This is a genomic window from Pseudomonas syringae group sp. 243L2 (genome assembly GCF_032587875.1).
GTDB classification, from domain to species: Bacteria; Pseudomonadota; Gammaproteobacteria; order Pseudomonadales; family Pseudomonadaceae; genus Aquipseudomonas; species Aquipseudomonas amygdali.
Genome location: NZ_JAWHPL010000019.1, coordinates 98,286 through 112,358 on the forward strand (window position 1 = coordinate 98,286; position 14,073 = coordinate 112,358).

The following is a 14,073-nucleotide window of genomic DNA, read 5'->3' on the forward strand; positions in this document are numbered from 1 at the left end:
AAGTCTGTTTTGGGTTCTGGCCGAAGGCCGTGGGAGCGAACTTGTTCGCGAAGGGGCCGGTGTAGTCGCCGAAAATGCAGCGCCTAAAACATTGTCTTCGCGAACAAGTTCGCTCCCACGCCCTGCGGGCAGAAGCGCTAAAAGCCCCGATTTTCGGGCTTTTCAGGACTTATGTACCACGCTGAGTGCATCAGCGCCGAGGGTGTAGCCTGGAATGCAGAGCGTCCAGTCATCAATCAGGTGTTCCAGATTCTTGGCGTTACCGCCTCGCGTCCCAGCAGGGCAGGGCGCAGGTATTTCCAGATTTGTATCAGCCAGGCCCTCGCGTGCAATGCTTCGTCTGCCAGGCAGCGAGCCACTACAAGGCCCGGCAATTGGGTCAGATCACCGCGTACCGGGTTGGGCATCGACAGCGAGCGACAGGCCTCAAGCAGATCGCTGCTCACTTCACCGGTCAGCAGCAGGGTGGCGAATACCGTTTTGCCGTCCAGACCGATGGGTGAGTCCAGCAGCCCGTCGCCACCGATAATGCGTTGCCGTTCGTGCCAGAGCAATGTGCCGTCGCGGCGGATATCCAGATGCGACTGAAAATGTCCCTGCTCGAAACGCTCGCCGCTGGCCGGACGGCCCAGTGCTACTACATCCCAGTAGCATAGCTTCGCGTCACCGTGCAGTTCTATGCGGGTGGTAAGTTCTGCCTGGGCATTGCTGAAGACGATGGTTTCCTGCGGCAGCCATTCCAGCGTCGCGCCGGGCTGGACATGCAGCTCCAGTTGCTGAAAGGCCGGGCTGGCGGCGCGATACCATTTCGCCGCGCCAGGGCTGGTCAGTTGTGCCCAGGCATCGGCACCGACCGTGGCTGAAATGTCCAGCCGGTCTCCCCCGGCGATACCGCCCGGTGGGTGAACGATGATGTGCTGGCACACCTGCGGTCCTTCGGCATATAGATGCTTTTGAACCCGCAGCGGCCCTTTGTGGCGACGTTGGGTCGGGCGTGTGCAGTCATCGAAACGGCCATAACCCAATTCCAGCTCGGCATGCCAGCTGGGGGTAAAAAGGGCGGTGTTGGCAGGCAGATTCATGGTGTCTTCATTGGCTTGTCGAGTGCAGCACGATAACGGATTGGCGCATTAATTAAATAGTCACCAGACCGCGAACCCCTTCGGTCTCCATGTTCTCGCCACGGCCCTGCTGGACGATTTCTCCCCGTGACATCACCAGGTATTGATCGGCCAGTTCCGCCGCGAAGTCGTAGAACTGCTCGACCAGCAGAATCGCCATGTCGCCGCGCTCGGCCAGTTTTTTGATCACTGCGCCGATTTCCTTGATCACCGAGGGCTGAATACCTTCGGTGGGTTCGTCGAGAATCAGTAAGCGTGGACGACTCGCCAATGCCCGGCCTATCGCCAATTGCTGCTGCTGACCACCGGACAGATCGCCGCCACGCCGATGTTTCATCTGCAGCAGCACCGGGAACAGCTCGTAGATAAATGCCGGCACTTCCTTTGCTTCGGAGCCCGGAAAGCGTGACAGGCCCATCAACAGGTTTTCCTCGACCGTCAGCCGGCCGAATATTTCCCGGCCTTGCGGCACGTAAGCAATCCCGGCATGCACCCGCTGATGCGTCTTGAACTGGGTGATGGCCTTGCCTTCCCATTGCACCGAGCCTTCCTTCGACGGCAACAAGCCCATCAGCACACGCAACAGCGTGGTCTTGCCTACGCCATTGCGGCCCAGCAGGCAGGTGACTTCACCGACCTTCACATCAAACGACAGACCACGAAGAATGTGGCTGCCACCGTAATACTGATGAAGCTTTTCGACCTGGAGCATGGTGAATGTTCTCGTCGGTTGCAGCGTAATCGTAATGTTGGGACGCGGGGCGTCTGGACAGGTATTTCCGTGCCGCGCGCCGATCAGTTCGTTGCGTCAGCGCCCTAAATACACTTCGATTACGCGTTCGTCGGCCTGCACGTCGTTCAGCGAGCCTTCGGCCAATACGCTGCCTTGGTGCAGCACGGTGACGTGGTCGGCAATCGAGCCGACGAAGCCCATGTCATGCTCGACCACCATCAGTGAGTGTTTGCCGGCCAGGCCCTTGAACAGCTCGGCGGTGAATTCGGTTTCGGCGTCGGTCATGCCCGCCACCGGCTCGTCGAGCAGCAGCAATTGCGGGTCCTGAACCAGCAGCATGCCGATCTCCAGAAACTGCTTCTGGCCGTGAGACAGCAAGCCCGCCGGGCGGTGCATGGAGGTGGTCAGGCGAATGGTTTCCAGGACTTCGCGTATCCGGTCCTGCTGTTCGCCGCTCAACCGCGCACGCAAACTGGCCCATACCGATTTGTCGGTCTTTTGAGCCAGTTCAAGGTTCTCGAACACGCTCAAGGCTTCGAACACCGTCGGTTTCTGGAACTTTCGGCCAATTCCGGCCTGAGCAATCTGCACTTCGCTCATCTGCGTCAGGTCCAGCGTTTCGCCGAACCAGGCCTTGCCGTGGCTGGGGCGGGTCTTGCCGGTGATGACGTCCATCAGCGTGGTCTTGCCAGCGCCGTTGGGGCCGATGATGCAGCGCAGCTCGCCCACGCCGATGTACAGATTCAGATCGTTCAGTGCCTTGAAACCGTCGAAGCTGACGCTGATGTCTTCCAGCGTCAGTATCGTGCCGTGTCGTGTGTTCAGCCCTTTGCCAGCGCTTTTGCCGAGGCCTACCGCATCGCGGCTGGTGCCTGCATCAGAGTTGGGTGCCAGAACCGGTTCAAGCATGAACGACGGGGTAGGAGTGGTTTTCATTGCTCGCTCCTTTTCTTCAGCAAGCCGATCACGCCTTTGGGCAGGTACAGCGTGACGATGATGAACAGCGCGCCGAGAAAGAACAGCCAGTATTCCGGGAAAGCCACGGTGAACCAGCTTTTCATGCCGTTCACCAGACCCGCGCCCAGCAATGGGCCGATCAACGTGCCACGGCCGCCCAATGCTACCCACACTGCTGCTTCGATAGAGTTGGTCGGGGACATTTCGCTGGGGTTGATGATGCCGACCTGCGGCACATACAGGGCCCCGGCCAGGCCGCACAGCACGGCGCTCAAGACCCAGACAAACAGCTTGAAGCCGCGCGGATCGTAACCGCAGAACATCAGGCGGTTTTCCGCATCACGCAACGCCGTCAGAACCCGGCCGAACTTGCTCTGCGCCAGGCGCCAGCCGATGTACAGGCTGGCAATCAGCAATAAGACTGTCGCCAGAAACAGCGTTGCTCTGGTTCCTTGGGAACTGATGCTGAAACCCAGAATGCTGCGAAAGTTGGTAAACCCGTTGTTGCCGCCAAAGCCGGTCTCGTTGCGAAAGAACAGCAGCATGCCGGCAAACGTCAGGGCCTGGGTCATGATCGAGAAATACACACCCTTGATCCGCGAGCGGAAGGCGAAGAAACCAAACACCAGTGCCAGCAACCCCGGCGCCAGGACCACCAGGCACAGCGCCCAGAGGAAATTGTCGGTGCCTGCCCAGTACCACGGCAGTTCGGTCCACGACAGGAACGTCATGAACGCAGGCAAACCGTCGCCTGCGGCCTCGCGCATCAGGTACATGCCCATGGCATAACCGCCCAGCGCGAAGAACAGGCCGTGGCCCAGCGACAATAGCCCGGCGTAGCCCCAGACCAGATCCAGCGCCAGGGCGACAATGGCATAGCAGAGGATTTTGCCCACCAGGGTCAAGGTGTAGGCCGAGACCTGAAAGCTGTTATCGGCAGGCAACAACGAAAGCAACGGCAGTGCCAGCAGCACAGCCAGTATCACAATGCCTGCGGTCAACGTGCCTTTGGGGCCGACTTTTTGTGCGGCAGTTACCATCAATGGCTGGCTCATCAGTCGATCACCCGTCCTTTCAATGCGAAGAGGCCTTGCGGACGTTTCTGGATAAACAGAATGATCAGCGCCAGGATCAGGATCTTGCCCAATACAGCGCCGATTTGCGGTTCGAGAATCTTGTTGGCAATGCCCAGCCCGAAGGCCGCCATCACGCTACCGGCCAGTTGCCCGACACCGCCGAGCACCACCACCAGGAATGAGTCGATGATGTAGCTTTGGCCAAGGTCGGGGCCGACGTTGCCGATCTGGCTCAGGGCGACGCCGCCCAGACCTGCAATGCCCGAGCCCAGACCGAATGCCATCATGTCGATGCGCCCGGTCGGCACACCGCAGCAGGCAGCCATGTTGCGGTTCTGGGTCACAGCACGCACGTTCAGGCCCAGTCGGGTCTTGTTCAGCAGCAGCCAGGTCAGCACGACCACGAACAGGGCGAAGGCGATGATCACGATGCGGTTGTAAGGCAATACCAGGTTAGGCAACACCTGAATGCCGCCTGACAGCCATTGCGGGTTGGCGACTTCAACGTTCTGCGCGCCGAAGGCCAGACGTACGGCCTGAATCAGCATCAGGCTGATGCCCCAGGTGGCGAGCAGGGTTTCCAGTGGACGGCCATACAAGTGACGGATGACCGTACGTTCCAGGGCCATGCCGATCACGGCGGTGACAAAGAACGCCACCGGCAGTGCGATCAGCGGATAGTATTCGATGGCGCCCGGCGCATAGCGCTGCAGCATCAGTTGCACGACATAGGTTGAATAAGCGCCCAGCATCAGCATCTCGCCATGGGCCATGTTGATCACCCCAAGCAGGCCGAAGGTGATCGCCAGGCCCAGCGCCGCCAGCAGCAGAATCGACCCCAGCGACATGCCGCTGAACGCCTGACCGAGGATTTCACCGATCATCAGCTTGCGCTTGACCTGTGCCAAGCTGGTTTCAGCCGCCACGCGTACCGAAGCGTCGGTTTCCACGCCGGGCGCCAGCAATGACTCAAGACGGGTACGCGCCAGCGGGTCACCGGTTTCACCCAGCAGTCGCACGGCAGCCAGACGTACTGTCGGGCTGGAGTCGACCATTTGCAGGTTGGCCAGCGCCAGGGCCAGCGCGCTTTTGACGCTGGAATCGGTTTCGCTGGCGACACGTTCGGTCAGCAGCTCCAGTTGTGCAGGGCGAGCGCTTTTTTGCAATTGCAGGGCTGCTGCCATGCGCAGTTGCGTATCGGCTGCCAGCAACTGGTGGCTGGCCAGCGCTGTTTCAACCAGACCACGCAGCCGGTTGTTCAGGCGCAGTTTGCGCGGTTCGTCAGGGTTTGGGGCGTCGGCTGCTGCGGGGGCTTGCGCATCGACCGGCACGTATTGATCGTTGTTTTCGATCCAGGCGCGCTTGCTGCTGTCGGCGGCAACACGGCCATCGCGCAGAGCTTCAAGCAGTTCAACGCGTTCCGCTGTCGGCCTGGCTGCCCAGGCCTCCAGCAGCTCGGCCTGTTGTGCAGAACTGGCTGCGACAAAATCACTGGCATCGCTGGCCTGAGCTGCAAGGGGCAGCAGCAGGCTGATAGCGAGGATAAAACGGTAGAAGTAGGAAGGCATATCAATATGGCCTTGATTGAGTGTGGCGCCGTCTGCTCTTGATTCTGGCCGAAGGCCGTGGGAGTGAACTTGTTCACGAAAGGGCCGTTACATTCACTGAAGATGTATCGTTTGAACAGCCGCCTTCGCGGACAAGTCCGCTCCTACAAAAAAAATGCTTTCCACCCTGAGGCCGAGCGAACGTATGCGTACGACTAGCGCTGGAGCGTAGGGGCGAGAGTTATTGTGCTCTCAGCCCCGTCACATCAGTTGCTCTTCACGGGATGATCAGGCTTTTTGTCGTTGCCAGAAATGTAGGGGCTCCATGGCTGGGCGCGGATCGGCTCTTTGGTCTGCCAGACGACGTTGAACTGACCGTTGTCCTCCACTTCGCCAATCATTACCGGCTTGTGCAAGTGGTGGTTGGTTTTGTCCATGGTCAGGGTGAATCCCGACGGTGCTGCGAAGGTTTGTCCGGCCATTGCCTCGCGTACCTTGTCCACGTCAGTGGTTTTGGCTTTCTCGACTGCCTGTGCCCACATGTGAATACCGACGTAAGTAGCTTCCATCGGGTCGTTGGTTACCGCTTTGTCAGCGCCTGGCAGGTTTTCCTTTTTGGCGTAGGCAGTCCAGTCAGCGACGAACTTCTTGTTGACCGGGTTTTCCACCGACTGGAAATAGTTCCAGGCGGCGAGGTGGCCTACCAGTGGTTTGGTGTCGATGCCGCGCAGTTCTTCTTCGCCTACCGAAAACGCTACAACCGGTACGTCGGTGGCTTTCAGGCCCTGGTTGGCCAGTTCCTTGTAGAACGGTACGTTGGAATCGCCGTTCACGGTGGAGATAACCGCTGTCTTGCCACCTGCAGAGAACTTCTTGATGTTGGCCACGATGGTTTGATAGTCGGAGTGACCGAACGGGGTGTAGACCTCTTCGATGTCTTTATCCGCTACACCCTTGGAGTGCAGGAATGCACGCAGAATCTTGTTGGTGGTACGTGGGTAGACATAGTCGGTGCCGAGCAGGAAGAAGCGCTTGGCCGAACCGCCTTCTTCACTCATTACGTACTCGACCGCAGGGATCGCCTGTTGGTTAGGCGCGGCACCGGTGTAGAACACGTTGGGCGACATCTCTTCGCCTTCGTACTGCACGGGGTAGAACAGCAAGCCGTTGAGTTCCTCAAAGACCGGCAGCACCGATTTGCGCGATACCGATGTCCAGCAACCAAAGACCACCGCCACCTTGTCCTGGGTCAGCAATTGGCGGCCTTTTTCGGCGAACAGTGGCCAGTTGGAAGCCGGGTCGACAACCACTGCTTCGAGCATCTTGCCGTTGACGCCGCCTTTGGCGTTGATTTCGTCAATGGTCATCAAGGCCATGTCTTTGAGCGAGGTTTCGGAGATCGCCATGGTCCCGGACAACGAATGCAGAATACCGACCTTGATGGTTTCGGCAGCCTGAACGGTCCAGGTCAACCCCATGGCGGCGATCGATGCGGACAGGGTAAAGGCTTTGATCAGGCTGCGACGCTTCATTGACTAGCTCCCTTGGTTCATTTTTTTGATAGGTCTGCGGCGGTGCATTACGTTGCTCTTTCAACCGTTAGCAAGGTCTGGGCCAACCTAAGCGCGTCGCAAAATGGAACGAATGTGTCGCGCAGTAAAGGGTATGCGCACCAACCTGGAACGGGGGCAGGAAGAGGGTGTGCGCTATGCGCTGCAATGGTGCAGACCATGAAATACCAGCATTGTCTCTACTGGCTGTGTGTTCAAACGGCCAAGCGCCTCATACCCAGAACTCCTGTGCTCCGGTGTAAAGATCGTAGGTCTGGTCAACGAGTCGCTCGGGAGCATCGAACCAGGCGAACAGCTGGCCGTTGACCCGTGTTGTCGCACCCAGTTGCACGCGAGTTCCAGGCGGGATGGCGACGTGATCACCGAGAAAGCCGGTAAACATGTTCTTCTTGGGCACATTCGGCGCGAAGATAAAGAATACCGGGTGATTTTCCGAGTTGGCGTTACTGCTCACAAATCCATCCTGGCTCCATCTGGAGGCATTGGCTCGCGATACCGATGCGGACTGCACGCCATTATCTGTAAATACCGCACCTATCTCGCGTTCCAGGCATGCCACTCCTTCGCTGGATACATACGTGGAGCGAAAGGCAGTGCCATGCCATGGCTTGAGTTTGTAGAACTGGCGGAGAAACCTGCTTGTGGTGGCGTTGCGCATACCGTTTCGCAATACAGGATTGATGGCTGCCGAACCACCCTCTGTATAAGCTGCTATTTCGGAAAAGCTTTCTGCGTTGGACGCTTTACTCAGGGCGAGGTAATCGGCCTCGAACTTCAAACGTTCAGCGCTGCTTGCTTCTTCCAGGGACGCAGGCCAGGCAGTTGTCAGGCTGGTCAGCTGTGCTTGGGCATTGCGGATGGCTGGCTGACTCAGCCGCGGTATTTGTTTTCCCACGGTTTTCCAGGCACCGCTGGTAGTACGCAAGGCAAACTCCTGCTCATGCACCAACTGCGTTGCATCCATCGGGTTCGGCCGATAAAGGCGCGAGTGGCCAAACATGTTGGCACGACGGCTTATGAAGCAGGTCTGGCCCTCTATCTCGATGGCAGTGAAGCGGTGAGGGTCCATAGCGACGATTAATTTAGAGTCTGCAAAACGTGGGGCTTTGGAATGCGACAGGAGATAGCCAATCTGCATCTGCCCATCGCGACCCACCCTGCGAATCAGGTGCGGACTTCTTGCTGCTCCGGAGGCATGCGTTACCGGTTTAAGGGCTAGCGCCACATGGCCAATGAGAGCAGTGGCAAGATAGCCAATGGCGCTCAGAAACTCCTCGGCAGCTCCTTCGTGGTCGCCTTCGTCTATTTTCGAAAAGGCGTTCCAGGTTTTATACAGGCCCACGCCCAGCGCAACAGGCATCATGATCGGTTCAGGCAGAAACAGAATCGCGATACCGGCGATCAGATCGAAGCCTGGGCCGGATTTCCCCGGATTGGTTTCCTGGCTCATTTGCCGATTGGCTTCGCTGATCAACTGAGTGATCCTGGTCTCGTGAATTTCCTCGTAAATATCTTTGCTCTGACGGATAAAAACGACTGGATGCAGCAGCCTTGAAGGGATCGGTAAAAGCGAAAATTGAGTCAGTACCTGTGGCGGGCGCCAGTGCTTTGCCTCTTTCTCGTACTGCATGGCACGCAGCGTCTCCAGACGCCTGGACAGCGGTATTTGCTTAAGCAGGTACTGCTGAAACGGGAATTCTTCCAGAAAGGTGGTGGTGAGACGAAACATGCTGTTGAACCAGCGGAAAACGATGCCGTCGGAAGCATTCAGTGTGCACAGTACAAGCGGTCCCTTATCGAATTTCCCCGCGGGAGCGATCAGCATGACATTGGTCATCTTGAATTGATTGACAGTGAAAAACCTGACTTCGATGGCTTCACCTTTGATGGTTCGGCGCCCTTGCGGTGCTGGCGAATCCAGCACTGCTTTGATCCACTCTCGACCCGCTGGCGCAAACGCCAGTTGTTCGATCTCCAGCAGCATCATCTTCATCTGAGCTTCCAGCAGGACTTTTCGTGACTGCTTGAGTTGTTGTGCATACGCCGATGTTTTCAGATTGAGGTCGAGGTACTCGCTGAGGTGCTGAGGGGTCTCGATGGTTGTAACCAATTCCTTGATGGTGGCTTTGTCCAGTTTCCTGATGACTGCGCCTTCACTATCCATAGCCTGGATCAGCAATGCATCCTTAGCTTTGGCCCGGTAGGCATGGGTGTGTGCCAACTGCCATAGCGAAGTCTTCGCGGTCTCGGTTGCGGGCATCATAGGCGCGCCGGGAATATCCAGCACTTCAGTGCCGGTTATATAGGTCAGTGAAACAATAATGTGCTGCGCTGCTACCTCCATTGAGGCTCGTTTCAATACGTCCTCGAGCTGCTTGTCGATATAGCGCGTGAAGTAAGTTCGGCTGTCGTTATCCGACTGACCGAAGTGGTCCTTGCTGTTTTTGCGAATATTCACAACCGATTGGCCAAACCGCTGCGCCTGCTCATGCCATTCAATGCGCTGCGACTGCTTCATGGTTTTCCACCATGCAGGCATCTGGCTTTCCACCAGATCGTTATCGAGCCGGTCCAGGCGCCAATGGTGGTCGAAGTAAACTTCTGATCCCAGTAGTTGCACTATCGATTGCTCGAAACAAACCGCATCCATTCGTTGGGTGCGGGCAAGCTGTACGGCCTGAGCGAACATAGATTGCTGTCTGGTGATCTGGCGTGTATGCAACAGGCTTAGAAAGTTGCCTTCCAGCAAAGTGTATTGCCACTGCAAGATGCTGCTGTCAGGTGCAGCCTGGACTGGTTGGTCAGCCCCGGAATCAGCCAGCAGACGTCGTCTGTAATCAGGTTCAGCCCCTCGTCGAGCAAGGGCTTCGTTCATTTGTGTCAAGGATGCAAATGCTTCCAGCCCGTCATGCGGGGTGAACAGCAGCACATCTTCAAGCTCCTCCTGATCGATCTGCACAGGTTCATCACGAAGGCGTCTTGCGATTACAAACGCCCCGTAAAGCGAAAGCGGAGGGCTATCACCAGCGCTTGCCGAAAGTCCATAAACGCTGTGTGGCTGCAGCTCGGCAGTATTTCCGTCGGGGCCAGGGGCGCAGGCTGCCAATGCTGCCGACAGCAGGCTGTAGTGCCCGGTCGTCATTTTTTCGAGGGCAATCTGCACCGCGCATTCAGATTTCATGCACTCGATCTGCTCGGCGACAAACTGGTGTCCCTTGGTTTCGCCATCCGATGTTGCAATGCTCCAGTAGTCCGCAAGTTTCTGGCTATAGAACTGCTCCAGTTGCTGGCTGACCTGGGTATAGAAAGTCGCGATAGCTGCGCGGCCCAGCGGTTGGATGGCTGGTGTTTGCGAAGTGGACGACGGGGCCGGGTAAAGGCCTTGCACATCATGGTCGGTCCAGTTCAGAAGGCCGGTGAAGTGCTCGATCAGACTGGGGATCAGCGGAACACTGTGAATATTGGCTCCCTCGTCCGGTATTTCTTTGCTGTCAAAGTAGGTCAGCCATGTTGTCTGCACATCCAGCTCGGGTTTGAGGGGGGAGAGCAGGGTACTGGCCAGCTCCTGGGTTGCTTTGCTGAAACCAGGTGGATACGTGTCGCTGGCAAGCGAACGTTGTGGAGGTGGTGCTGATGTTATGAGCGGTAGGTTCATGGTGCCGATTCGCCTGCATGATGGATGATCCGCTTAAGGCATTGGCCGGGCGGTTCATTTCATGTAGTCAGGGCTGACGGCGCACCGCTATCGGCCAGCGCAGGTCGGTGAAGGCAGCATTGGCGATCTGGTCGGTAGGAAGTTTCGGGGGCATGGAAAGTTCAAAGCAGGGCGGGACCTGAAACCGGGTATGAGGAGGAATTCATCACAACGCCACTCAATGGTTTCAGGCCCCGCAGCGAGCAATCTAAGCTGTTGCCGCAGTTTTGGCAAAGCGTGAAAGCACTATTCGATCAAGCACCCAGACAATCAGCATCGAAATACCCACCAGAGGGAATATGACGCCCAGGGCAATCATGACCACCGTCGCGGTTTTCCAGCGTGGCAGGTCGTGGCGCAATGGCGGTACACCCAGCCCGCTTCGAGGTCGGCGCTTCCACCAGATCACCAACCCACTGACCGAGCTGAGCAGTACCATCAGGCAGACCAGCAGGATCAGCAACTGATTGATCCAGCCGAAAAATTTACCTTCATGCAGCATCACGCCCAGCTCGGTGGCCTTGGACACTGCGCTGTAATCAACGTAGCGCACGTCGGCCAGCACCTTGCCGGTGTACTGATCGATATGCAGCGTCGCGTCATCGCGCGGGTCGTCGGCGAACACCGACACAGTGAACACGCCATCAGCTGTTTTAGGCTGGGTGATGCTGTAGCCCGGTACGATCTCTCTGGCGCGTGCAATGTCGACAACTCGCTGCAATGACACGGTTGGCGCTGCCGGTGCGCTGGACATATGCATGTGGTCCATGTGCTCGGCGTGCTCGCCGGTTGAAACCGGCATCGGCGTATTTTCCATGGCCCATGGCACGGTCTGCACGCTGGCATTGTTCAACTCGCCAGCCTGCTTGTCGGACTTGGGCACGTCAGTCCACATGGCTGCCGGGAAGGTGTTCCATACCGCAGCGTATTGTTTGCCCCATAGCCCGGTCCAGGTCATGCCGCTCAACAGCATGAACAACAGCAAAAACGCGCCCCAGAAACCGGTCACCGCGTGCAGATCACGCCACAGCACGCGCCCCTTGGCGGTCAGGCGTGGCCAGAACACGCCGGCGGCCGAGCGGCCTCGGGGCCACCATAGATAAAGGCCGGAGACCACCAGCACAATCCCCCAGCCAGCCGCCAGCTCGACAAGCCGGTCACCCAGCGTACCGATCATCAGCTCGCCGTGCAGTGCACGGGCAATCGCCTGCAGGTTCTCTTTGGCGTCCTGGGTGCCAAGAATCTCGCCGCGATAGGGATCAATGAAGACATTCACCTCGCGGCCTTGCTCGCTGATCACAAACTGTGCGCTGCCCTCGGTGCTTGACGGTGGGAAATATTTGCCAATGGCTGCTTGTGGGTAAGCACTCTTTACCCGCTGTTGCAGCTCGTCGGCAGTGAGGCGGTGCTCGGCCGGTGCCACGCTGAGCAGGTCGTGGTACATCAGGTTGTCCAGTTGCGGCTTGAACAGGTAAATGATGCCAGTCAGCGATAACAGGATCATGAACGGTGCGACGAACAGCCCTGCATAGAAATGCCATCGCCAGGCAAGGTTGTAAAAAGAGACATCAGGTTTGGACACGTTAAACGCTCCCCAATAGGGATAACACAGCACGAATGGCGCGCAGCCTTGAGCTGCGCGCCGTCGTGGAATCTTTTTTTCGGGTTATGCCGTGGTGAGCGCTGGCGGTGCCCGGCTTCGGGCATTGGGGAATATAGCCTTGTGTGCATGCCCCGGCAGCGGCTGCGAGGCAAAGAAATCACCCGGCCTTGGCGGCGGGGCTGCGACCAGTTCCAGCACATGGGGCAGCGCCGGGCAACTGAACAGCAGTGTGCAATAGCCGCATTTTGCCCACAGCGCGTGATCGCTCATGCCCGCGTCGGCAGGCATGGCATGCTCGCCGCCGTGATGGGCGTGGCTGTCTGCCGACATATCCATACTGGCTGGCATGGACATCGACATGCCGGCGTGATGATCCATCGGCATCGACTGGGAAACCAGTGGACCGATAAAGATCATCAACATGGCGAACAGACTCAGCCATGCGCCCCGCTTGTTACGGGTGGCTGATCTGTCGCGAACGCGGCGCAATGTGCTCACTTTGTAAAACGACTCAGTGCTGGTGTTCCGGAGCCTGCTTTTGTACCACGACCTGCACCTCGACATCTCCCGCCTTTTCAAAATGCAGGGTCATCGGGAAGCGTTGGCCGGTGACCAGCTTCGAACGGTCTTTCAGGTCCAGCAGCATCACGTGCCAGGCCATCGGCGCGAAACTCACCTTCGCACCGGCCGGGATGTCGACCGCCTGAACGTGCTGCATCTTCATCAGCCCGTCGGCGTGTATATGCTCATGCAACTGCGCTTGCCCGGCGATGGGGCTGTCGACGCTGATCAGACGATCTGCGCTGTCGCCCTTGTTCTCGACAGTGAAATACGCCGCGACCGTCGGTGCATTGGGCGGCAGCTCCATTGACCAGGGATGGCCAATCAGCAACGGCCCAGCCTTGTACTCATGGGCCTGGGCGAAGCAGGCTGGCAGCAGTAATGCGGCCAGCAGGAGTGCGTTTTTGAGCATGCGGGGATTCTCCGGTGACGTTCAGGTATTTAAGGTGAGAGAGGCGGGCAAGCGTGCTATTTCGAGTTTTTTAGCGCGTACTTGCGTGTAGTTTGATCCCCATCGCCCTCACGACTTTCATGATGGTCGTGAACTCTGGATTACCGTTTGCACCCAGCGCTTTGTAGAGGCTCTCACGACCAAGACCTGTATCACGTGCGATTTGTGTCATGCCATAAGCCCTTGCTATGTCGTTCAGCGCGGCCCTTACGAGCAGCCCGTCTCCTGAATCCTCTTCAAGACACGCATCCAGATAATTGGCCATATCTTCAGGTGTCTTCAAATAGTCGACGGTATCGAACGGTGTCGTCTCGTTGTTCATGGTTACTCCCTCTCACAGAGCTCTCTCGCCAGCTGTCTGGCAAATTTTATGTCGCGCTTTTGAGACGATTTGTCACCAGCGATCAAGAGCAGGTAAACCACACCCGTGCGTCGGGTAAAATACACCCGATAACCTGGTCCATGGTGTATTCGTAGCTCTCTGACGCCTTGACCTAAAGCATCGCAGTCCCCGAAGTTACCGAGCTCTGCTGCTCTTATTCGAGCCAGAATTCGAGCTCTGCCAATGGAGTCCTTCAACGACCTTAACCACTCCGCAAAAGCGGGCGTCTGTTCAAAGCGATTCATATTTTCGAGTATCCCTTGGGATACACCTCGATAAGTTACCAGCTGTTGGTCGCGCAGGCTAGTTATCAAGTTTGTCCTAAACAAGAGACTCTGGGATGTTCGGAATTTTCCCTCAGAAAATGAAGAAAGGTC

At 57.5% G+C, this 14,073-nt stretch carries 12 protein-coding genes; all 12 read right to left on the reverse strand.

Annotated features, from left to right (window positions below):
* Positions 1-236 precede the first annotated feature (236 nt).
* Positions 237-1,082 (reverse strand): urease accessory protein UreD, encoded by an 846-nt coding sequence (locus tag RYB66_RS10875; RefSeq protein ID WP_005746681.1) that lies wholly within the window; start codon positions 1,080-1,082, stop codon positions 237-239.
* Positions 1,083-1,134: 52 nt separating this feature from the next.
* Positions 1,135-1,833: an urea ABC transporter ATP-binding subunit UrtE gene (gene urtE, locus RYB66_RS10880; protein ID WP_002555398.1), complete on the reverse strand. Its 699-nt coding sequence runs from the start codon at positions 1,831-1,833 to the stop codon at positions 1,135-1,137.
* Positions 1,834-1,929: 96 nt separating this feature from the next.
* Positions 1,930-2,790, reverse strand: coding sequence for an urea ABC transporter ATP-binding protein UrtD (urtD, locus tag RYB66_RS10885; RefSeq protein WP_004655780.1), 861 nt, complete (start codon positions 2,788-2,790; stop codon positions 1,930-1,932).
* Positions 2,787-3,866: an urea ABC transporter permease subunit UrtC gene (urtC, locus tag RYB66_RS10890; RefSeq protein WP_005746682.1), complete on the reverse strand. Its 1,080-nt coding sequence runs from the start codon at positions 3,864-3,866 to the stop codon at positions 2,787-2,789. Before urtC ends, urtD begins: the two co-directional genes overlap by 4 nt.
* A complete protein-coding gene (urtB, locus tag RYB66_RS10895; RefSeq protein WP_117140251.1) occupies positions 3,866-5,455 on the reverse strand; it encodes an urea ABC transporter permease subunit UrtB in 1,590 nt (529 codons plus the stop codon). Before urtB ends, urtC begins: the two co-directional genes overlap by 1 nt.
* Before the next feature lie 245 nt (positions 5,456-5,700).
* Positions 5,701-6,966, reverse strand: coding sequence for an urea ABC transporter substrate-binding protein (gene urtA, locus RYB66_RS10900; protein WP_005782082.1), 1,266 nt, complete (start codon positions 6,964-6,966; stop codon positions 5,701-5,703).
* 250 nt (positions 6,967-7,216) lie between these two features.
* Positions 7,217-10,660 carry a dermonecrotic toxin domain-containing protein gene (locus RYB66_RS10905; RefSeq protein ID WP_057404490.1) on the reverse strand — a complete coding sequence of 1,148 codons (3,444 nt, stop codon included), beginning with the start codon at positions 10,658-10,660 and terminating at the stop codon, positions 7,217-7,219.
* Between the two features lie 247 nt (positions 10,661-10,907).
* Positions 10,908-12,281, reverse strand: coding sequence for a PepSY-associated TM helix domain-containing protein (locus tag RYB66_RS10910; RefSeq protein WP_005746685.1), 1,374 nt, complete (start codon positions 12,279-12,281; stop codon positions 10,908-10,910).
* Positions 12,282-12,365: 84 nt separating this feature from the next.
* Positions 12,366-12,800: a DUF2946 domain-containing protein gene (locus RYB66_RS10915; RefSeq protein ID WP_016982355.1), complete on the reverse strand. Its 435-nt coding sequence runs from the start codon at positions 12,798-12,800 to the stop codon at positions 12,366-12,368.
* Positions 12,801-12,813: 13 nt separating this feature from the next.
* On the reverse strand, positions 12,814-13,275 hold the full coding sequence (locus RYB66_RS10920) for a copper chaperone PCu(A)C (RefSeq protein ID WP_002555389.1): 462 nt from the start codon (positions 13,273-13,275) through the stop codon (positions 12,814-12,816).
* A 70-nt stretch (positions 13,276-13,345) separates the two neighbouring features.
* Positions 13,346-13,636, reverse strand: a complete 291-nt coding sequence (locus RYB66_RS10925) for an addiction module antidote protein (RefSeq protein WP_005746689.1) — start codon at positions 13,634-13,636, stop codon at positions 13,346-13,348.
* A gap of 2 nt (positions 13,637-13,638) precedes the next feature.
* Positions 13,639-13,941 (reverse strand): type II toxin-antitoxin system RelE/ParE family toxin, encoded by a 303-nt coding sequence (locus RYB66_RS10930; protein ID WP_005782087.1) that lies wholly within the window; start codon positions 13,939-13,941, stop codon positions 13,639-13,641.
* Positions 13,942-14,073: the final 132 nt, after the last annotated feature.

What these genes read in the sequence shown, in the direction of transcription:
- RYB66_RS10875 (WP_005746681.1), bottom strand. Translation starts at nt 1,082, where the DNA reads ATGAATCTGCCTGCCAACACCGCCCTTTTTACCCCCAGCTGGCATGCC.
- urtE (WP_002555398.1), bottom strand. Translation starts at nt 1,833, where the DNA reads ATGCTCCAGGTCGAAAAGCTTCATCAGTATTACGGTGGCAGCCACATT.
- urtD (WP_004655780.1), bottom strand. Translation starts at nt 2,790, where the DNA reads ATGAAAACCACTCCTACCCCGTCGTTCATGCTTGAACCGGTTCTGGCA.
- urtC (WP_005746682.1), bottom strand. Translation starts at nt 3,866, where the DNA reads ATGAGCCAGCCATTGATGGTAACTGCCGCACAAAAAGTCGGCCCCAAA.
- urtB (WP_117140251.1), bottom strand. Translation starts at nt 5,455, where the DNA reads ATGCCTTCCTACTTCTACCGTTTTATCCTCGCTATCAGCCTGCTGCTG.
- urtA (WP_005782082.1), bottom strand. Translation starts at nt 6,966, where the DNA reads ATGAAGCGTCGCAGCCTGATCAAAGCCTTTACCCTGTCCGCATCGATC.
- RYB66_RS10905 (WP_057404490.1), bottom strand. Translation starts at nt 10,660, where the DNA reads ATGAACCTACCGCTCATAACATCAGCACCACCTCCACAACGTTCGCTT.
- RYB66_RS10920 (WP_002555389.1), bottom strand. Translation starts at nt 13,275, where the DNA reads ATGCTCAAAAACGCACTCCTGCTGGCCGCATTACTGCTGCCAGCCTGC.
- RYB66_RS10925 (WP_005746689.1), bottom strand. Translation starts at nt 13,636, where the DNA reads ATGAACAACGAGACGACACCGTTCGATACCGTCGACTATTTGAAGACA.
- RYB66_RS10930 (WP_005782087.1), bottom strand. Translation starts at nt 13,941, where the DNA reads ATGAATCGCTTTGAACAGACGCCCGCTTTTGCGGAGTGGTTAAGGTCG.